Genomic DNA, 19,002 nt, shown 5'->3' on the forward strand with positions numbered 1-19,002 from the left:
GCATGTCCTTCGGAGGATGGGCCGAGCTGCTGGCCGGCGGACTGATCTCGGGCGGCATCTACGCGCTGGTGGCCATCGGCCTGAACCTGCAGTACGGGCTGATGCGCATCATGAACATTTCGCACGGCGAGTTCCTGATGCTCGGCGCCTTCCTGACCTGGTGGGCCCACACCGCGCTGGGCATCTCGCCGCTGCTGTTCGTGCCGGTGGCCTTCGCGCTGCTGATGGCGCTGGGCATGGCGGTGCACTGGCTGTGCTTTCGCCAGGTGGCGGCGCGCGCGCCCAGCGTCGAGGTGTTCGAGGCGCGCAGCCTGATGGTGGGCTTCGGCCTGATGTTCCTGGTGCAGAACACCGCGCTGCTGGTGTGGGGCGGCGACCTGCGCGGCTACGACTACCTGGCCGAGCCGGTGCAGCTCGGCGCGATGCGCTTCACGGCCAACAAGCTGGTGCTGTTCGGCGTGGCGCTCGCGCTGAGCCTGGTGCTGGTGGCGCTGCTCAAGCGCACCCTGCTGGGCAAGGCGGTGCGCGCGCTGATGCAGTCGCCCACCGGCGCGCAATTGGTGGGCATCAACACCCGGCGGCTGCATCCGCTGATGTTCGGCATCGGCCTGGGCCTCTCGGGCGTGGCCGGCGCGCTGCTGTCGATGACCTACGAGATCTCGCCCTCGATGGGCGAGCCCTACACCGTGACCGCGCTGATCGTCATCACGCTCGGCGGCTTCGGCAGCATCGCCGGCAGCCTGGTCGGCGGCCTGCTGCTCGGCGTGGTCGAGGCGCTGGGCATGTACTTCACCAGCCCCTCGCTCAAGATGCTGCTGTCGTACGCCGTGCTCATCGGCGTGCTGATCTGGCGGCCCAACGGATTGTTCTCGCGATGAGTTCCCTGTCCTCTTCTTCCGCGCGGCCTTGGCTGCTGCTCGGCGCGGCCGCCGCGCTCGCCGCCTGCGTGCCCTGGGTCGCCAGCGAGTTCCTGAGCTCGGTGGCGCTGGGCTGCCTGATGTACATCGCGCTGGCCACGAGCTGGTCGCTGTTCTGCGGCGCCACGCGCTACCTGTCGCTCGCCACCTCGGCCTTCTTCGGCCTCGGCGCCTATGCCAGCGCCGTGCTGCTCGACGTGCTGCCCTGGCCGCTGGTGATCCTCGGCGGCGCCGCCATCGCGAGCGCGGTCGCGCTGCTGATGGGCGCGGCCGTGCTGCACCTGCGCGGCACCTACTTCGCGGTGCTGACCTTCGGCATGACCGAGCTGATCCGGCATGCGCTGACCTTCGTCGAGAAGCAGGTCTCGGGCACGGTGGGCCGGGTGCTGACCGAGGTGCCGTCCAACGAGACGGTCTACCTCACGGTGCTCGCGATCGCCGTGCTGGCGATCGCCACCGCGATGGCCGTGAAGCGCAGCCGCTTCGGCCTCGCGCTCGCGGGCATCGGCGCCGACGAGCAGCGTGCCCAGACCCTGGGCGTGGACACGCGACGCGTGAAGATCGCCGGCTTCGCGCTCACCGCGGCCTTCGCGGGCGCGGTCGGTGCTGCGATGGCGGTGCGCTGGACCTACATCGAACCGGCCGCCGTCTTCAGCCCCTTCATCGGCTTCCAGACCGTGCTGATCGCGATGATCGGCGGCGCCGCCAGCATCGGCGGGCCGGTGCTCGCGGCCGTGGTGTTCAGCGTGCTGTCCGAGACCCTGCGGCTGCAGTTGCCCTACGGCTACATGATGGTGCTCGGGCTGCTGCTGATCCTGTGCGTGATGTACCTGCCCGAGGGGCTGGCGTCGCTGTGGCGGCGCAAGGCGAAGGGAGCGCGCCATGTCTGAGGCCGCGCGACCCCTGCTGCTCGAGGCGCGCGAGGTCAGCGTGCGCTTCGGCAGCCTCACCGCCGTCGACGCGGTCAGCGTCGCGCTGCATGCCGGCGAGCTGGTCGGCATCATCGGCCCCAACGGCGCGGGCAAGACCACCTTCTTCAACGCCATCTCGGGCGTGGTGATGCCCACCGGCGGGCAGCTGCTGGTGGAGGGCGGCATCGACCTCACGCGCCGCGGCCCGCACCGCTTCGCCGCGCACGGCATCGCGCGCACCTTCCAGACACCGCGCGTGATGGCCGGCATGAGCCTCGAAGACAACGTGCGCTTCGGCATGCAGTTCGCGGGCCGCCACCGCGCGCCGCTGCCGGGCCTCGCGAGCGTGGGGGAGATCCTCGACATGCTGGGCCTGGGCGCGCTCGCCGGGCGCTTCGCGGCCGAGGTCACGCCCTCGCAGCAGCGGCTGCTCGAGATCGGCATGGCGCTCGGCACGCGGCCGCGCGTGCTGCTGCTCGACGAGGTCGCGGCCGGGCTCACCGAGGCCGAGGTCGAGGCCATGGCGCAGCGCATCCGCCGGCTGCGCGACGCGCACGGCCTCACCGTGGTGTGGATCGAGCATGCGGTGACCACCCTGCTCAAGTACGTCGAGCGCGTGCTGGTGCTGCACCAGGGCCGCAAGATCGCCGACGGCACGCCCGCCGAGGTGGTGCGCAACGCGGGGGTGATCGAGGCCTACCTGGGCGACGAGATGGAGGCCACGGCATGAGCATTGCATCGAATGAAGGCAGCCGCCTCGCCGTGCGCGGCCTGCGCGCCGGCTACCACGGCTTCGAGGTGGTGCAGGGGCTCGATCTCGAGGCCCAGCCCGGCGTGACCGTGGTGCTGGGCCCCAACGGCGCCGGCAAGACCACGCTGCTGAAGGCGCTGGCCGGCCTGCTGCCGCGCCGCGGCGAGGCGCTGCTCGACGGCGTGGCGCTGCCCGCGGGCGATGCCACCGCCTGCGTGCGCCGCGGCATGGCGCTGGTGGCCGAGGGCCGCCAGCTGTTCGCGCAGATGACCGTGACCGAGAACCTCGAGCTCGGCGGCTGGCTGGTGCCCGCCGCGCTGCGCGCCGAGCGGCTGGCGCGCGCCTTCGACGACTTCCCGCGGCTGCGCGAACGCGCGAAGCAGCTGGCCGGCACCATGAGCGGCGGCGAGCAGCAGATGGTGGCGGTGGCGCGCGCCATGATGAGCGGGCCGCGCCTCTTGATGCTCGACGAGCCCTCGCTGGGCCTCGCGCCGCGCATGGTCGACGAGCTGCTGGCCATCGTGCGCCGCATCGCCGACCAGGGCGTGACCGTGCTGATGGTCGAGCAGAACGTGCGCAAGGCGCTGCAGGCCGCCGACCGCGGCTACGTGCTCGAGCGCGGCCGCATCGTGGCCGCGGGCGAGGCCCGCGCGCTGCTCGATTCCGACGCGGTGCGCCAGGCCTACCTCGGCGTCGCCTGAACCTTCTTTCTTCCAGCCAAGGACTTCCTCATGACCGACATCCTCATGCGCATCGGCGGCGAACGCCGTCCGGCCGAAGGCGGCGCCGTCTTCGAGCGCCGCAACCCGCTCGATGGCGCCGTCGCCACGCGCGCCCCCGCCGCCACCGCGCGCGATGCCGTCGCCGCGGTCGAGGCCGCGCAACGAGCGTTTGGCGCCTGGTCGCAGACCGGCCCCGGCGAACGCCGCGCGCTGCTGTTGAAGGCCGCGCAGGCGATCGAGGCGCGCCACGACGACTTCGTGCAGGCGATGGCGCGCGAGACCGGCGCCTCGGCGCTGTGGGCCGGCTTCAACGTGCACCTCGCGGCCGGGCTGCTGACCGAGGCGGCCGCGCTCACCACCCAGATCGGCGGCGAGGTGATTCCCTCCGACGTGCCCGGCAGCCTCGCGCTGGGCGTGCGCCAGGCGGCCGGCGTGGTGCTCGGCATCGCGCCGTGGAACGCGCCCGTGATCCTCGGCGTGCGCGCGCTCGCCACGCCGCTGGCCTGCGGCAACACCGTGGTGTTCAAGGGCTCGGAGCTGTGCCCGCAGACCCATGCGCTGATCGTCGATGCGCTGCACGACGCCGGCCTGCCGCCGGGCACGGTGAACTTCGTGACCAACGCGCCGGCCGACGCGGCCGAGGTGGTCGAGGCGATCGTCGCGCACCCGGCGGTGCGGCGCGTCAACTTCACCGGCTCCACGCGCGTGGGCCGGCTGATCGCGCAGACCTGCGCGCGCCACCTCAAGCCCGCCGTGCTCGAACTCGGCGGCAAGGCGCCCTTCGTGGTGCTCGACGATGCCGACATCGACGCCGCGGTCGATGCCGCCGTGTTCGGCGCCTTCGCCAACTCGGGCCAGATCTGCATGTCGACCGAGCGCATCGTGCTCGACGAGCGCATCGCCGACGAGTTCGTTTCCAAATTCGCGGCGCGCGCCAGGAGCCTCCCGCTGGGCGACCCGCGCGAGGGCCCGGTGGTGCTGGGCTCGGTGGTCGACATGGCGACCGTGGAGCGCTGCAACGCGCTGATCGACGACGCGCTGGCCCAGGGCGCGGTGCTGGTCTGCGGCGGCCGCGCCGGGAACACGCTGATGCCGGCTACCGTACTCGACCGCGTGACGCCCGCGATGCGCGTCTACGGCGAGGAGACCTTCGGTCCGCTCAAGGCCATCGTGCGCGTGGCCGATACCGAGGCCGCGATCGCCACCGCCAACGACAACGCCTTCGGCCTCTCGTCGGCCGTGTTCGGCCGCGACATCGCGCGCGCCTGGAACGTGGCACGCCGCATCGAGGCCGGCATCTGCCACGTCAACGGCCCCACGGTGCACGACGAGGCGCAGATGCCCTTCGGCGGCGTGAAGGCCTCGGGCTACGGCCGCTTCGGCGGCAAGGCCGGCGTGGAGGCCTTCACCGAGCTGCGCTGGCTCACGGTGCAGACCACGCCGCGGCACTACCCGTTCTGAGCCACCGCACCGGCTTCAGCCGAAGGTGAAGACATAGGCCTGCGCGCCGGGGTCGAGGAACTCGATCTCGAACAGCCGCTCGCGCGCGCCCTGCTGCTGGCGCACCAGCTGGTAGAGCCGCTGCGCGTCGACCGTGCCCAGGCCTTGCGCATCGGTGTCGAAGCCGTGGTCGGCCAGCGGCGGCTGGCCGTCGATGCGCACGCGGAAGCGCACCGGCTTGCCGTCGGCCGCGGGGCCGAGCACCAGGTGCAGGTCGCGCGCCTGGAAGCGATAGGCGATGCGTCCGCCCGGGCGCGCGAGCACCGCGCGCTCGGCATCGACCGCCCAGTCGCCCGCCAGCGCCCACTGGTTGATGCGCAGCGCGGCCGGCGCCTGGTAGGCATGGGTGCGGCCCGCGACCAGCCCGCCCGGCGAGGCGAAGCCCTCGGCGCGTTCCTGGCCGATGTAGGTCTCGCCCGAGCGCACGGGCTCGGTGCCGGGCGCGGCCTGCGTGCCCAGTCCCTGCGGCGCGACCAGCCCGGCGACCACGTGCGGCTGCCCGGCCTCGGCCAGCAGCTGCTGGATCACCTGCTCCGACTTCGCGTACTGGCCTTCGCCGAACAGCTGGTGGCGGATGCGCCCCTGCGCGTCGACGAAATAGAAGGCCGGCCAGGCCTGGTTGCCGAAGGCGCGCCAGATCGCGTAGTTGCTGTCGACCGCGACCGGGAAGCCGATCCCGAGGTCCTTCACCGCGCGGCGCACGTTGGCCGGGCGCTTCTCGAAGGCGAACTCGGGCGTGTGCACGCCCACCACCACGAGGCCGGCGTCCCTGTACTTCTCGGCCCAGGCGCGCAGGTAGGGCAGGGTGCGCAGGCAGTTGATGCAGGAGTAGGTCCAGAAGTCGACCAGCACCACCTTGCCGCGCAGCGCCTCGGGCGTGAGCGGCGGCGAGTTGATCCATTCGGTGGCGCCGGCCAGCGCGGGGAACGGGCCCTGGTCGCGCAGGGGGCGCGGCGTGAAGGCGGGGGCGGGCGCTTCGGCGCTGGTCAGCATCAGGCCGCCGCGGTCCTGGCGCGCGGACTGCGGCACGGCGGGCTTCGGCGGGCCGAGGCGATCGAGCAGCGCCTGTTCGAGCGCGTTGGTGCCGCCGCCCGAGAGCTGGCTCAGCAGGCCGGTGTCCAGCCCCAGCGCGATCGCGCCCACGCCCGCGAGCACCGCGGCGCCGGCCGCGCGGCGCAGCCATTCGCCGGTGCGCAGCGAGACCTTCATGCGCGCGAACATCCGGTGGCCGAACAGCAGCGCGGCCGCCAGCGAGGTGCAGGCGCCGGCCGCGTAGGCCAGCAGCAGCAGCGAGGTGCCGGCGCTGGCGCCGTTGAGCGCGGCGCCGGTCAGGATCAGGCCCAGGATCGGCCCCGCGCAGGGCGCCCACAGCAGGCCCGTGCCCACGCCCAGCAGCAGCGGCGTGAACGCCGAGCCGCCGGTGGGCGCGTCGGCCAGCCGCAAGCCGAGCGCCACCAGCGGCCGGCTCAGCCGGTCGGCCAGCGCGGGCAGCAGCAGCGTGAGGCCGAACAGCGCGAGCAGCGCGATCGCCGCGTAGCGCCCCCACTCGTTGAGCGCCACCACCCAGCCGCCGCCCACGGCCGCGAGGGTGGCGACGGCCGCGAAGGCCAGCGCCATGCCCGCGAGCATCGGCAGGCCGTGCGAGCGGAACGGGCGGTCGGCGCGCGCGAACACGAAGGGCAGCACCGGCAGGATGCAGGGGCTCAGGATGGTGAGCACCCCTCCGAGGTAGGCAGCGATGAGAACGAGCATGGTGGCGCTCCTGGTTGGGTCGTGGATGAATCGATGGGAAGGGGCGTGCGCATCCCGCGCGGCCTCGCGTCGCGGGGCCGCCGTCGGATGTCGCCGTGGTGGGTTGTGTGCGCTCAGTCGCCCGGCGCGGGGCGCGTGCCCAGCAGCAGGCTGGCCTCGAGCCCGCCCTCGGGCCGGTTGGCCAGCCGCAGCTGCGCGCCCATCGCGGTCGCGAGCTGCTGCGCGATCGCGAGGCCCAGGCCGGTGCCGCCGGTGTCGCGGTTGCGCGAGCTCTCGACGCGGTAGAAGGGCTTGAGCACCGCGTCGAGTTCGTCGGCCGGGATGCCCGGGCCGTTGTCGACCACCGCGATGCGCAGCTGGCCGCCCGCGGCCTCGGGCTGCACGCGCACGCTGACCTCGGTGCCGAACTTGAGCGCGTTGTCGATCAGGTTGGCGAGGATGCGGCGCAGCGCGTTGGGCCGGGTCACGATCGGCGCGCCGGCGCGGCCCTCGAGCCGCACCGGCTGGCCCGCGTCCTCGTAGTCGGCCAGCATGCTCTGCACCAGCGCATCGGCATCCACGCGCAGCGGTGGCTCGGTCGCGCCGTGCAGCGTGCGCGCATAGGTCACGCCCTCGCGCACCAGCGACTTCATCGCGTCGAGGTCCTGGCGGAACTTGTCGCGGTCGGGTGTGGCGTCCATCAGCTCGGTGCGCAGCCGCATGCGCGTGATCGGCGTCTGCAGGTCGTGCGAGATCGCGGCCAGGATCTCGACGCGCTCCGACATGTAGCCCGAGATGCGCTGCTGCATCGCATTGAAGGCGCGCGCGGCATGGGCCACCTCGCTCGGGCCGTGCTCGTCGAGCGGCCGGCCCTTGAGGTCGGGCCCGAGCTCGTCGGCCGCGCTCGCGAGCTGCGCCAGCGGCCGCGTGACCAGCCGCACCGCGGCCCAGGCGCACAGCGCCAGCACCAGCAGCTGGATCGCCATGCCCCACATCAGCCAGGGCGACATCGGCATGTCGACCCGGCGCGCATGCACGATCAGCGCCGAGCCGTCGTGCAGCCGCACCTGGATCTCCAGGCCGCCGATAGGGTTGCCCACCTCGCCGATCTTCACGATTTCGAACGGGCGCATGGCCTCCATGATGGCCTCGCCGAACTGGCGCAGCGAGGCCGAGGCCGGCGCGTTGCCACCGGCCTCGCCGCCGAGCGTGAAGTGGTAGTTGCGCCGCTCCAGCCGCGCCAGCCAGTCCGCGCGCTCGCCGGCCGGCAGGCGGTCGAGCAGTGCCACCGAGCTCGCGATGTCGCGCTCGATGCCGATCATCATCAGCTCGCGCATCGCGAGGCCGCGCTCGTAGTTGATCGCGCCGAAGGTCAGGGCCTGCGCGATGGCGAGGCCGATCACGATGATCAGCGTGACGCGCGCGAACAGCGAGCGCGGGACCAGCCGGCGCAGCCCGCGGCGGACGGGGGCGGCCTGGCTGGCGGCGGGGCTGGCGGGGGTGGACATGGACGCCTTTATAGACGGGTGGACGAAGGCGCCGGCATCGGCCGGCGCGCCGCGGCTCAGACCAGGCGCAGCGTCACGTCGATGTTGCCGCGCGTGGCCTTCGAGTACGGGCAGGTCTGGTGCGCCGCATCGACCAGGCCCTGGGCCACCTCGCGGTCCAGGCCCGGGATGCTCACGTCGAGCCGGGCCTGCAGGAAGTAGCCGCCCGTGCCGCTGCCGAGGTCGACCTCGGCGTTCACGCTCAGGTCGGCCGGCAGCGCGATCTTCTGTTTGGCGGCCGCCAGGCCCATCGCGCCGATGAAGCAGGCCGACCAGCCGGCCGCGAACAGCTGCTCGGGGTTGGTGCCCTGGCCGGCGGAGCCGGGCGAGGACAGCTGGATGTCGAGCCGGCCGTCGCTGCTGCGCGCGCTGCCGTCGCGGCCGCCGGAGGTGGTGTGGGTCTTGCCGGTGTAGAGGACCTTGTCGATCTGGCTCATGGTGGTTCCTTGGATGGATGAAGAAGGGGTTGTTCGTCGAACGGAACGGATTCTTGGGCCGCGACCACCCCCGCGGCGCGCCTTGCGTATGCCTGTGTATCCGCGCGAAAAACGCACACAGTACGTTTCACGTCCCCGGGCGCGGCCAGCCGCCAGTGCAACGGCATGTGGCGCCTCGCCGCGCCGGATACTTGGGCATACAAAAGCCGCTCTCGCGCGCCGGCCGGCGGCTACATTGCGCTGCACGACAACCCAGAGACCGCGCCATGAACACCAGGCCCTCCGACCACATCCTCATCGTCGACGACGACCGGGAGATCCGCGAACTGCTGAGCACCTACCTGGTGAAGAACGGCCTGCGCGTGGTGGCGGTGCCGACCGGGCGCCACATGCGCGCGGCGCTCGAGGACTCGGGGCCCTTCGACCTGATCATCCTCGACCTGATGCTGCCGGGCGAGGACGGCCTGACCCTGTGCCGCGACCTGCGCACCGGCAAGTACAAGGCCACGCCGATCCTGATGCTGACCGCGCGCAGCGAGGAGGCCGACCGCATCCTGGGCCTGGAGATGGGCGCCGACGACTACCTGGCCAAGCCCTTCTCGGCGCGCGAACTGCTCGCGCGCATCCGCTCGGTGATGCGCCGCACCCGCATGCTGCCGCCCAACATGGGTTCGGCCGAGGCCGCGCGCAAGCTGGTGTTCGGCGAATGGCAGGTCGACACCGTGGAGCGCCACCTGCTCGACGAGAGCGGCACCATGGTCGCGCTCAGCGGCGCCGAGTACCGGCTGCTGCGCGTGTTCCTCGACCATCCGCAGAAGGTGCTGAGCCGCGACCAGCTGCTGAGCCTGACCCAGGGCCGCGAGGCCGAGCTGTTCGAGCGCTCGATCGACCTGCTGGTGAGCCGGCTGCGCCAGCGCCTGCGCGACGATGCGCGCGAGCCGCGCTACCTGAAGACGGTGCGCAGCGAAGGCTATGTGCTGGCCGCGGCGGTCGAGGCGCGGGACTAGGCGCCTTTTCGTTTCGAAGGACCCGTCGCCGAGCGGGTCGAGATGCATTGGCAGTTCGTCGGCTGGCGGACTTCGTGCGCGAAGCCGCCCGCGAGGAACAGCAGGGCGAACCAGAGCTTCTTCATCTCAGGAAGCCGGCGCGGGTTCGGCCAGCAGCGCCTGGATCTTCTTCTCGGTCGTGCCGTAGCTGCCCTCGCCGAAGTGCGAGTAGACGATGCGGCCCTGCTTGTCGATCAGGTAGACGGCCGGCCAGTACTGGTTGCGGAAGGCCTTCCAGGTGCCGTAGCCGTTGTCCTGCGCCACCGCGTGGCGGATCTGCAGGCGCTGGATCGCGTCCTTCACGTTCTGCGTCGACTTCTCGTAGGCGAACTCGGGCGTGTGCACGCCGACCACGACCAGCCCCTGGTCCTTGTACTTCGCGTCCCAGTCCTTGACGTAGGGCAGGTGGTTCAGGCAGTTGATGCAGGTGTAGGTCCAGAAGTCGACCAGCACCACCTTGCCGCGCAGCGCCGCCATGTCCAGCGGCGGCGAGTTGAGCCAGGTGTCGATGTGGGTGAAGGCCGGCGCGGGCGCGGCCTGCGCGGCGGGGATGTCGCCGCCGCCGGGCGGCGCGGCGAGGGTGACGAAAGCCACCGAGGCGGCGATGGCGGCGGCGATGGCGAGCGGTGCGGCGGGGATGCGCATGGCGGTTCCTTCGGGTGAGAAAGAGGCGGTGGAAGAATCGATGCGGCGATTCTTCGATGCCCGCCACCGCTGCCGCGCGTGCTGCGTATGCCTGTGTATCCGTGGGGCGCAAGCCGCACAGTACGTTGCACGCTGCTAGCTGTTGAGCGTGAACCCCGTCTGCTTCACCACCGCCTGCCAGCGCGCGATCTCGTCGTTCAGGTGCTTCGCGAAGGCCTGGCTGCCGCGCGGCATCGGGTCGATGAAGGCATCGGCCAGCCTGGCCTTGACCTCGGGCAGGTCGAGCACCTTGGCAAGCGCGGCGTTCAGGCGCTGCTGCACGTCGGCGGGCGTCTTCGCGGGCACCATGAGGCCGTACCAGACGCTGCCGACGATGCCGGGCGCGCTCTCGGCGAAGGTCTGCACCTGCGGCAGCTTGGGATCGCGCGCCGTGCTCGCGATGGCGAGCACCTTGAGCCGCTTGGCCTCGATGTGCGGCATGCAGGCCGGCACCGAGTTGATCACCATCGGCACCTGGCCGCCGATGGCATCGGTCAGCGCGAGCGCGCCGCCCTTGTAGGGCACGTGCACCAGCTCCATCCCGGTCTTGAGCTTGAGCAGCTCGTAGAGCAGGTGCGGCGCCGAGCCCTGGCCCGGCGTGCCAACGCCGTACTGGCGCACCTGCTCGCGCGGCAGCGCCAGCAGCTCCTTGAGCGAGTTGGCGGGGAACGACGGATGCGCCACCAGCAGTTGCGGCGAGGAGCCGATCAGCGTGAGCGGCGCGAAGTCCTTGGTCGAATCGAAGGGCAGCCGCGGCTGCACCGCCGCGTTGGTGGCGTGCGCGGCATCGGCGATCAGCAGCGTGTAGCCGTCGGCCGCGCTCTTGGCCACGGCATCGGTGCCGATCATGGCGGAGGCGCCGGCCTTGTTGTCGACGATGACGTTCCAGCCGCTGGACTCGGTCAGCTTCTGCGCCACCAGGCGCCCGACCACGTCGGAGCCGCCACCGGGCGCATAGGGCACGACCAAGCGGATCGGGCGGCTCGGGTAGTCATTGGCGAAGGCGGGGCGGCTGAGCGACAGGGCCGCGGCCGAGAGGGAGGTGGCGACGAAGTCGCGGCGGGACAGGGTGGGCATGGTGGATCTCCTGGAAGGGGGCGGCTCAGCGGAGCAGGGCGTCGGCGGCGCGGCGGAAGCCGACGATGGCGGCGTCGACGCCGGCGGTGTCGATGTGGCGGTGCGTCACGAGGCGCAGCCGATGGCTGCCCCAGGCGCGCACCAGCACGCCGTGCTCGCGCAGCGCGCGGGTCCATGCCGCGCTGTTGGGGCCGTTTGCGGGCAGGTCGGCGAGCACGATGTTGGTGACGGGCGTGTTGGTGCGCAGCGCGCCGGGCCGGACGGCGCCCAGGCCCTCGGCCAACCGGCGCGCCTGGCGGTGGTCGTCGGCGAGCCGGCCCGCCATGGTCTCGATGGCCTCGAGCCCGGCCGCCGCGACCACGCCGACCTGGCGCTGCGTGCCGCCGAGCATCTTGCGCAGCCGGCGCGCGCGTTCGATCGTCGCGGCGGTGCCGACCAGCACCGCGCCGGCCGGCGCGCTCAGGCCCTTCGAGAGGCAGACGGACACGCTGTCGGCGAAGCCCGCGATGGCGGCGGGCGCCACCTCGAGCGCGACCGCCGCGTTGAACAGCCGCGCGCCGTCGAGGTGCACGCGCGCGCCCGCGCCCCGCGCGGCCTCCATCACCGCGCGCATGTGCGCGAGCGGCGGCACGGCGCCGCCCGCGTTCGCGTGCGAGGTCTCCATGCCGACGAGTTCGGTGCGCAGGCCGCCGGGGCGGCGCAGCGTGCGTTCCAGCTCGTCGAGGTCCATCGCACCGGCCGTGCCCGCGATGCCGAGGTAGGCCAGGCCCGCGAGCGTGGCGCCGCCGCGCTCGGTCAGGAACATGTGGGCCGTGGCCTCGAGCAGCACCTGGCCCTGGCGCTCGGTCTGCGCGAGCACGGCCAGCAGGTTGCCCATGGTGGCCGTGGGCACGTAGAGGCCGGCCTCCTTGTCGAGCGTGCGCGCCACCAGCGCCTCGAGTGCGCGCGCGGTCGGGTCGCCATCGAGGCCGTCGTCGCCCAGCGGCGCGCTGCGCATGCGTTCGTACATTGCGGGCGTGGGCCGCGTGACGGTGTCGCTGCGCAGGTCCACGCCGGGAGGATCGGAGGGTGCGGTCGCGTCGGTTCCAGTCATGGCGGCGAGTATTCGCGCGCCGCCCGGATACGCAAAATTCCTTGTAGAGGGTGCGTCATACAATTTTGATATGACGACCCGCCGCATGACGCTCAAGCACATCGAGGCCTTCCGCATCGTCATGCAGACGGGCTCGATGACCGAGGCCGCGCGCCGGCTCCACACCTCGCAGCCCCAGGTCAGCCGGCTGGTGTCGCAGCTCGAGGCCATCGTCGGCTTCCTGCTGTTCGAGCGCCGCGGCACGCGCCTCCTGCCCTCGCTCGACGGCAAGCGTTTCTTCCAGGACGTGGAGAAGGCCTTCGTCGGGCTCGAGGGCCTGGAGGGCGCGGCCTCGAACATCCGCTCCTTCGGCGGCGACCGGCTCGCGGTGGCCGCCATGCCGCGGATCGCGGGCGGGCTGCTGAGCAAGGCCGTCGCGCAGTTCAAGGCCGAGCATCCCGAGACCCTGCTCACCATCCACTCGGGCGCGGCCGCCACCGTCAACACCTGGGTCAGCTCGGGCCTGTGCGAGCTCGGGCTGGCCATCCTCTACGGCGACGACGTGCCGGGCATGCAGGTCCAGACCCTGCTGACCATGGACTGCGTGGCCGTGCTGCCGATCGGGCACCGGCTCGCGAAGCGCAAGCAGGTCGCGGCGGCCGACCTCGAGGGCGAGGCCTTCGTCTCGTTCCCGCTGGGCAGCGCGCCGCGCGAACGCATCGACCGCGTGCTGGCGGCCGCGGGCGCCCGCACGCGCACGGTGCTGGAGTCGGACCTCGGTGCCTCGGTCTGCGCGCTGGTCGCCGCGGGCCTGGGCGTCAGCGTGCTCAATCCGCTGGCGGCGCTCGAGGAGCGGCGCAACCTCGAGCTCGCGGTGCGCGCCTTCGTGCCCGCGATCCCGGTGCGGCTCGCGCTGCTGCTGCCGCCCGATGCGCCGGATTCGCGGCTGGTGAGCGCCTTCGCGGACCAGGTGCGCGCGGTGATCGCGTCGGACCTCGAGGTGATCCGGCCGTACCGGCGCTGAGGCCGCCGGCTACACCAGCTCGGCGTTGGCCGAGATGCGCTGGATCGCCTGCGGCGGCTGCCCGAAGGCACGCAGGAACGCCTGCCGCATGCGCTCGCGGTCGCCGAACCCGGTTTCGCGCGCGATCACCTCGATCGGGTGGCGGCTGGTTTCCATCATCAGGCGCGCGGCCTCCACGCGCAGCCGCTCGATCGCCTTGGCTGGTGGCTGGCCGGTTTCCTCGCGGAACACGCGGCTGAACTGGCGCGGGCTCAGGTGCGCCGCGTTGGCCAGCACCTCCACCGAGAGGTCGGCGGCGAGGTTCTCCCTGGCGTAGGCCAGGGCCGTCTGCACGCGATCGGACTTGGCGTCGAGCTCGAGCAGGGTCGAGAACTGCGACTGGCCGCCGCCGCGGCGCTGGTAGATGACCAGCTTGCGCGCGATCGTCAGCGCCAGCTGGCGCCCGAGGTCCTTCTCGATCACCGCGAGCGCGAGGTCGAGGCCCGCGCTCATGCCGGCCGAGGTCCAGACCGGCCCGTCGATGACGAAGATCCGGTCTTCCTCCATCTGCACGCGCGGATAGCGCTCCCTGAAGGCGCGCGCATGCAGCCAGTGGGTGGTCGCCTTGCGGCCGTCGAGCAGCCCTGCCTCGGCCAGCACGAAGGCGCCGGTGCAGATCGAGGCCATGCGTCGCGAGCGCGCGGCCGAGGCCCGGACCCGCTCGATCAGGCTGCGCGGCGGCAGGCGGCATTCGTTGTCGCCCGCCACGATCAGGGTGTCGAACACGCGTTCGCCCCAGGCCTCGGTCTGCACCGCGAAGCCCTGCGACGAGGCCACCGCACCGCCGGGTTCGGACACCACGGCGAAGTCATAGGCGGCCAAGCCGTGCATCAGGTTGGCGTATTCGAAGGCCGTGGCCACGGCCAGGGCCAGGGACTGGAAGCCGGGGTAGACGAGCAATCCGACGCTGTGCATTTCGCGCTCCTCGAGTGACCTGAAAACTTGCATGTCGTGCAAGCGCGCCATTCTGCGGCGGTTTGCGAGGTGCCGCCGGGCCGTGTCCTAAAACCTTGCATCTACGACATTGAGGAAATTCGAGGTCATTTCTACGATGACCCACAGGCGCCGGCAGCCCGTCGGCCCGCTCTCTTCCAAGGTGAATTTCATGACCTCTTCCACGACCTCCCCAGGCACTGCGCTCATCACGGGCGCTTCCACCGGCATCGGCGCCATCTACGCCGACCGCCTGGCCCGGCGCGGCCACGACCTGATCCTGGTGGCCCGCAACGGCGAGCGGCTGCGCGCGCTGGCCGACGAACTGCACGCCGCCACCGGCCGCCGGATCACGACCCTCGTCGCCGACCTGACCGACGCGGCGGCGCGCTCGCGCGTCGAAGAGGTGCTGCGCACCGACGAGTCCCTCACGATGCTGGTCAACAACGCCGGCATCGGCTCGGTCGCGTCCATCCTCGCGGACGATGCCGACACCATGGAACACATGATCGCGCTCAACGTCACGGCGCTCACGCGCCTGAGCTATGCCGTGGCGCCCGCGTTCGTGCGGCGCAAGGCCGGCACGATCGTCAACATCGCCTCGGTGGTCGGCGTCGCGGTCGAGATGCTCAACGGCGTCTACAGCGCATCGAAGTCCTATGTGATCGGTTTCGGCCACACGCTGCAGCGCGACCTGGGCGACAAGGGCGTGCGCATCCAGACCGTGATGCCGGGCGCCACGGCCACCGAGTTCTGGGACGTCGCGGGCTATGCGCCGCAGAAGGAATCGGCCAGCACCATGTCGGCCGCGGACCTGGTGGACGCCGCGCTGGCGGGCCTCGACGCGGGCGAGCGCGTGACCATCCCGGGCCTGCACGAGGGCGAGCGGTGGACGCAGTGGGAAGCCGATCGCCGCGCGCTGGCGCCGAAGTTCGCCAACGCCGTCCCGGCCGCGCGCTATGGTCTGGCGCGCTGAGTCCTCTTTCCCTCTTTTCAGGAGCCCCGCATGCCGTACCTTCAACTGGACGTCAACGACCACTACCCGAGCGAGCTCAAGCAGCGCCTGGCCGAGCGCATGAGCCGCACCTACGCCGAGATGATGTCGGTGGACATCCGCCGCATCAGCGTCGCGGTGCGCGAGCTCGGCGAGGGCGGGCTCTGGCGCATTCCCGACCCGGAGGGCCCGCCGGTGCCGGTGTCGCTGATGATGCTGGACATCCGCCAGGGCCGCCCGCCCGAGCTGCGCATGGCGCTCGCCAAGGCGCTGTGCGCCCACTGCATCGAGCTGCTGGGCCTGCGCGAGGACCGGCTCAACGTCGAGTTCACGCAGCACACGGGCGACGAGATGTACCACCCCACGCTCGGCGGCTACAGCCCGGACTGGACGCCGGGCGAGTCCTGACGCACGCCGCTCCGGCGGCGCCCGACCCCTGACCGCGAGCGGTCACGGTGCCTTGCGCATAATTGACGCAAGCTATGACCCTCACCGAACTCAAATACATCGTTGCCGTGGCCAGGGAGCGCCACTTCGGCAAGGCGGCCGAAGCCTGCTACGTGTCCCAGCCCACGCTCTCGGTGGCCATCAAGAAGCTCGAGGACGAACTCGAAGTCAAGCTCTTCGAGCGCAGCGCCGGCGAAGTCACGGTCACGCCGCTCGGCGAGCAGATCGTGCAGCAGGCCCAGAGCGTGCTCGACCAGGCGGCCAGCATCAAGGAGATCGCCAAGCGCGGCAAGGATCCGCTGGCCGGGCCGCTGAACCTCGGCGTGATCTACACCATCGGGCCCTACCTGCTGCCCGACCTCGTGCGCCAGGTGATCTCGCGCACGCCGCAGATGCCGCTGGTGCTGCAGGAGAACTTCACCGTCAAGCTGCTCGAGATGCTGCGCGCCGGCGAGATCGACTGCGCGATCATGGCCGAGCCCTTTCCCGACACCGGCCTCGCGATGGCTCCGCTGTACGACGAGCCCTTCGTGGCGGCGCTGCCGGTCAAGCACAAGTTCGCCGACCGCGAGTCGATCACCTCGGAAGAGCTGCAGAGCGAGACCATGCTGCTGCTGGGCACGGGCCACTGCTTTCGCGACCACGTGCTCGAGGTCTGCCCCGAGTTCGCGCGCTTCTCGAGCAATGCCGAGGGGATCCGCAAGAGCTTCGAGGGCTCGTCGCTCGAGACCATCAAGCACATGGTGGCCTCGGGCATGGGCGTGACGCTGGTGCCGCGGCTGTCGGTGCCGGCCGAGGCGCTCAAGCCCAGGGGCAAGGGCCGCAAGGAATCGGAGCAGATGGTGCGCTACCTGCCGGTGCGCGATGCGCAGGACCGCGATCCGCCCACGCGCCGCGTGGTGCTCGCATGGCGGCGCACCTTCACGCGCTACGAGGCGATCGCGGCGCTGCGCAACGCGATCTATGCCTGCGAACTGCCGGGCGTGAAGCGGCTCTCCTGAGCCAGGGCGGGCGAATTCGCGACCTCGGCCTACGCCGTTGCAAGCCTGGAATATCGAACGCTGAGATAGAGTGACGCTGTTGCGAAGCCGCGCGCCGGCTTCGAGAATTCCGGTGTCACTCCCAACTTGAAGAAAGACCTTTTGCCATGGCCAAAGCTCCCAAGAAAACCAAGCCCTCTCCCGCTTCCTCCGCCGGCAAGGTGCCCAAGAAGGGCGGCGCGGTGGTCGCGCAGGAGTCCGGCAGCCGCAATGCGCCGATCATCAACATCGGCATCGAGCGCCAGGACCGCGCGGCCATCGCCGAAGGCCTGAGCCGCGTGCTCGCCGACACCTACACGCTCTACCTCACCACCCACAACTTCCACTGGAACGTGACGGGCCCGCACTTCAACTCGCTGCATGCGATGTTCATGGCGCAGTACACCGAGCTGTGGAACTCGACCGACGTGATCGCCGAGCGCATCCGCGCGCTGGGCCACTACGCGCCGGGTTCGTACGCCGAGTTCAGCAAGATCGCCACCGTGCCCGACGTGCCGCAGGACCCGCCCAAGGCGATGGAGATGGTGCGCATCCTCGTGAAGGGCCACGAGACGGTGTCGCGCATCGCGCGCGAATTCATCCCCGTGGCCGAGGAAGCCGGCGACGATCCGACGGCCGACATGCTGACCGCGCGCTGCACGGTGCACGACCAGACCGCCTGGATGCTGCGTTCGCTGCTCGAGGATTGACCACCCATCCCGCCCCTCACGGCCTCACGCCCGCGCCACGCCGCGGGCGTTTTGCCGTGTACCTCGACCTGATCCGCTGGAACCGTCCCGCGGGCTGGCTGCTGCTGCTGTGGCCCAGCCTCGGCGCGCTCTGGTTCGCGGCCGACGGCTGGCCGGGCTGGCACCTGATCGCGGTGTTCGTGCTCGGCACGATCCTGATGCGCAGCGCGGGCTGCTGCGTCAACGACGTGGCCGACCGCGACTTCGACCGCCACGTGAAGCGCACCGCGCAGCGGCCCGTGACCAGCGGCGAGATCTCGGTGCGCGAGGCGCTGCTGTTCGGCGCGGTGCTCGCGCTGGTGGCCTTCGGCCTGGTGCTCACGACCAACCGGGTCACGGTGTACTGGTCGTTCGCCGCGCTCGCGGTCACGCTGGTCTATCCCTATGCGAAGCGCTTCGTGTCGATCCCGCAGGCGGTGCTCGGCATCGCGTTCAGCTTCGGCATTCCGATGGCCTTCGCGGCCGTGCAGGCGACCGTGCCTGCCTTCGCGTGGTGGCTGCTGGCGGGCAACCTGTTCTGGGTGCTGGCCTATGACACCGAGTACGCGATGGTCGACCGCGACGACGACCTCAAGATCGGCATGAAGACCTCGGCCATCACCTTCGGCCGCTACGACGTGGCGGCGGTGATGGCGAGCTATGCGGTCTTCCTCGTCGTGTGGACCTGGGCCGGCGCGAGCCGCGGGCTCGGCGCCGTGTTCTACCTCGCGATCGCGATCGCGGCGGGGCAGGCGGCCTGGCACTGGCGGCTGATCCGCGATCGCACGCGCGAAGGCTGCTTCCAGGCCTTCCGGCTCAACCACTGGCTGGGCTTCGCGGTCTTCGCCGGCGTGGTGGCCGGCTACGGCTTGCGCTGATCCACGACCCGGCCCGGAGACGAAACCGCATGCAGCCCACGCCCGACGCCCAGGCCACGCTGGCGCAGCTGCGCGGCCGGATCGGCCGGGAGGCCCATTCGGAGTGGCATCGCATCACGCAGGACATGGTGGCGCGCTATGCCGAGCTCTCGGGCGACGGCGAGGGCGAATGGATCCATCTCGATCCGGAGCGCGCCGCGCGCGAGGCCGGCTACGGCGGCGCCATCGTGCAGGGCTTCTTCCAGGTCTCGCACCTGATCAAGCTTAGCGGCGAGGCGATGCGCAGCCTGCTGCCCTTCGACACCAACCATGCGCTGAACTACGGCTTCGACCGCCTGCGTTTCGTGCGGCCGATGCCGGTGGGCGCGCGCTTCCGGGCGCGCGTGCGCATCGCGGAGGTCACGCCCAAGCCCGGCGACAGCTTCCTGCTGAAGGAGGCGCTGCAGCTCGAGCTGGAGGACGGCACCGTCACGCTGGCGGCCGACTGGCTGTTCTTCCTCGGCCCGCGCGCGCTGGCGGGCACCTTCGACGCGCCGCCGGCCTGA

Annotated in this window: 21 protein-coding genes; 13 read left to right on the forward strand and 8 right to left on the reverse strand. The window is 71.5% G+C overall.

The genetic code is table 11. The features are described 5' to 3' along the window. Nucleotides 1-2 precede the first annotated feature (2 nt). Genes AC07RV_RS16680 through AC07RV_RS16700 form a run of 5 tightly spaced genes read left to right on the forward strand, consistent with a single transcriptional unit; the run spans nt 3 to nt 4,762 of the window. Nucleotides 3-878, forward strand: coding sequence for a branched-chain amino acid ABC transporter permease (locus AC07RV_RS16680; protein WP_296788715.1), 876 nt, complete (start codon nt 3-5; stop codon nt 876-878). Next, the gene (locus AC07RV_RS16685) at nt 875-1,807 is read left to right on the forward strand and encodes a branched-chain amino acid ABC transporter permease (protein ID WP_208509741.1); all 933 of its coding nucleotides are present in this window, start codon (nt 875-877) and stop codon (nt 1,805-1,807) included. Before AC07RV_RS16680 ends, AC07RV_RS16685 begins: the two co-directional genes overlap by 4 nt. Continuing rightward, nucleotides 1,800-2,558, forward strand: coding sequence for an ABC transporter ATP-binding protein (locus AC07RV_RS16690; protein ID WP_296788719.1), 759 nt, complete (start codon nt 1,800-1,802; stop codon nt 2,556-2,558). The genes AC07RV_RS16685 and AC07RV_RS16690 overlap by 8 nt, the downstream gene beginning before the upstream one ends. Then, entirely contained in the window at nt 2,555-3,280 is a 726-nt protein-coding gene (locus AC07RV_RS16695; protein WP_296788722.1) for an ABC transporter ATP-binding protein, read from the forward strand. Before AC07RV_RS16690 ends, AC07RV_RS16695 begins: the two co-directional genes overlap by 4 nt. Before the next feature lie 30 nt (nt 3,281-3,310). Continuing rightward, entirely contained in the window at nt 3,311-4,762 is a 1,452-nt protein-coding gene (locus AC07RV_RS16700) for an aldehyde dehydrogenase (protein WP_296788724.1), read from the forward strand. Nucleotides 4,763-4,777: 15 nt separating this feature from the next. On the opposite strand, the gene AC07RV_RS16705 is transcribed toward AC07RV_RS16700, so the two are convergent. The 3 genes from AC07RV_RS16705 to AC07RV_RS16715 form a co-directional block, all read right to left on the reverse strand. Continuing rightward, nucleotides 4,778-6,553: a cytochrome c biogenesis protein DipZ gene (locus AC07RV_RS16705; RefSeq protein WP_296788727.1), complete on the reverse strand. Its 1,776-nt coding sequence runs from the start codon at nt 6,551-6,553 to the stop codon at nt 4,778-4,780. Nucleotides 6,554-6,666: 113 nt separating this feature from the next. Further along, the gene (locus tag AC07RV_RS16710) at nt 6,667-8,040 is read right to left on the reverse strand and encodes an ATP-binding protein (RefSeq protein ID WP_296788730.1); all 1,374 of its coding nucleotides are present in this window, start codon (nt 8,038-8,040) and stop codon (nt 6,667-6,669) included. Nucleotides 8,041-8,096: 56 nt separating this feature from the next. Continuing rightward, a complete protein-coding gene (locus tag AC07RV_RS16715) occupies nt 8,097-8,516 on the reverse strand; it encodes an organic hydroperoxide resistance protein (RefSeq protein ID WP_261212908.1) in 420 nt (139 codons plus the stop codon). A 266-nt stretch (nt 8,517-8,782) separates the two neighbouring features. Here AC07RV_RS16715 and AC07RV_RS16720 point away from each other — a divergent pair, with 266 nt between their 5' ends. Further along, complete coding sequence (locus AC07RV_RS16720; RefSeq protein WP_057597879.1) at nt 8,783-9,523, forward strand: response regulator; 741 nt, start codon at nt 8,783-8,785, stop codon at nt 9,521-9,523. On the opposite strand, the gene AC07RV_RS16725 is transcribed toward AC07RV_RS16720, so the two are convergent. The 4 genes from AC07RV_RS16725 to AC07RV_RS16740 all read right to left on the reverse strand — a co-directional run bounded on the left by AC07RV_RS16725 (nt 9,520) and on the right by AC07RV_RS16740 (nt 12,416). Then, on the reverse strand, nt 9,520-9,648 hold the full coding sequence (locus AC07RV_RS16725) for a hypothetical protein (RefSeq protein ID WP_261212911.1): 129 nt from the start codon (nt 9,646-9,648) through the stop codon (nt 9,520-9,522). The two genes, AC07RV_RS16720 and AC07RV_RS16725, sit on opposite strands and share 4 nt — an antisense overlap. 1 nt (nt 9,649) lies before the next feature. Next, nucleotides 9,650-10,207, reverse strand: coding sequence for a thioredoxin family protein (locus AC07RV_RS16730; RefSeq protein WP_093351164.1), 558 nt, complete (start codon nt 10,205-10,207; stop codon nt 9,650-9,652). A 135-nt stretch (nt 10,208-10,342) separates the two neighbouring features. After that, complete coding sequence (locus AC07RV_RS16735) at nt 10,343-11,323, reverse strand: tripartite tricarboxylate transporter substrate binding protein (protein ID WP_296788738.1); 981 nt, start codon at nt 11,321-11,323, stop codon at nt 10,343-10,345. A gap of 25 nt (nt 11,324-11,348) precedes the next feature. Next, nucleotides 11,349-12,416, reverse strand: a complete 1,068-nt coding sequence (locus AC07RV_RS16740; RefSeq protein WP_296788741.1) for a GntG family PLP-dependent aldolase — start codon at nt 12,414-12,416, stop codon at nt 11,349-11,351. 70 nt (nt 12,417-12,486) lie between these two features. Between AC07RV_RS16740 and AC07RV_RS16745 the strand changes: the two genes are divergently transcribed. After that, nucleotides 12,487-13,419 carry a LysR substrate-binding domain-containing protein gene (locus tag AC07RV_RS16745; protein ID WP_261212917.1) on the forward strand — a complete coding sequence of 311 codons (933 nt, stop codon included), beginning with the start codon at nt 12,487-12,489 and terminating at the stop codon, nt 13,417-13,419. A 9-nt stretch (nt 13,420-13,428) separates the two neighbouring features. On the opposite strand, the gene AC07RV_RS16750 is transcribed toward AC07RV_RS16745, so the two are convergent. Then, on the reverse strand, nt 13,429-14,373 hold the full coding sequence (locus AC07RV_RS16750; RefSeq protein ID WP_296788746.1) for a GlxA family transcriptional regulator: 945 nt from the start codon (nt 14,371-14,373) through the stop codon (nt 13,429-13,431). 190 nt (nt 14,374-14,563) lie between these two features. Here AC07RV_RS16750 and AC07RV_RS16755 point away from each other — a divergent pair, with 190 nt between their 5' ends. The 6 genes from AC07RV_RS16755 to AC07RV_RS16780 all read left to right on the forward strand — a co-directional run bounded on the left by AC07RV_RS16755 (nt 14,564) and on the right by AC07RV_RS16780 (nt 19,002). Then, entirely contained in the window at nt 14,564-15,367 is an 804-nt protein-coding gene (locus AC07RV_RS16755) for an SDR family NAD(P)-dependent oxidoreductase (RefSeq protein WP_296788748.1), read from the forward strand. Between the two features lie 30 nt (nt 15,368-15,397). Then, nucleotides 15,398-15,793 (forward strand): tautomerase family protein, encoded by a 396-nt coding sequence (locus tag AC07RV_RS16760; RefSeq protein WP_057593136.1) that lies wholly within the window; start codon nt 15,398-15,400, stop codon nt 15,791-15,793. A 74-nt stretch (nt 15,794-15,867) separates the two neighbouring features. Continuing rightward, a complete protein-coding gene (locus tag AC07RV_RS16765) occupies nt 15,868-16,833 on the forward strand; it encodes a LysR substrate-binding domain-containing protein (protein ID WP_057593137.1) in 966 nt (321 codons plus the stop codon). A gap of 146 nt (nt 16,834-16,979) precedes the next feature. Continuing rightward, nucleotides 16,980-17,561, forward strand: a complete 582-nt coding sequence (locus tag AC07RV_RS16770; protein ID WP_057593138.1) for a Dps family protein — start codon at nt 16,980-16,982, stop codon at nt 17,559-17,561. Then, nucleotides 17,558-18,457 (forward strand): 4-hydroxybenzoate octaprenyltransferase, encoded by a 900-nt coding sequence (gene ubiA / locus AC07RV_RS16775; protein WP_296788754.1) that lies wholly within the window; start codon nt 17,558-17,560, stop codon nt 18,455-18,457. Before AC07RV_RS16770 ends, ubiA begins: the two co-directional genes overlap by 4 nt. Nucleotides 18,458-18,486: 29 nt before the next feature. Next, the gene (locus AC07RV_RS16780; RefSeq protein ID WP_296788757.1) at nt 18,487-19,002 is read left to right on the forward strand and encodes a MaoC/PaaZ C-terminal domain-containing protein; all 516 of its coding nucleotides are present in this window, start codon (nt 18,487-18,489) and stop codon (nt 19,000-19,002) included.

Source organism: Variovorax sp. GW821-FHT09B01 (assembly GCF_059418345.1).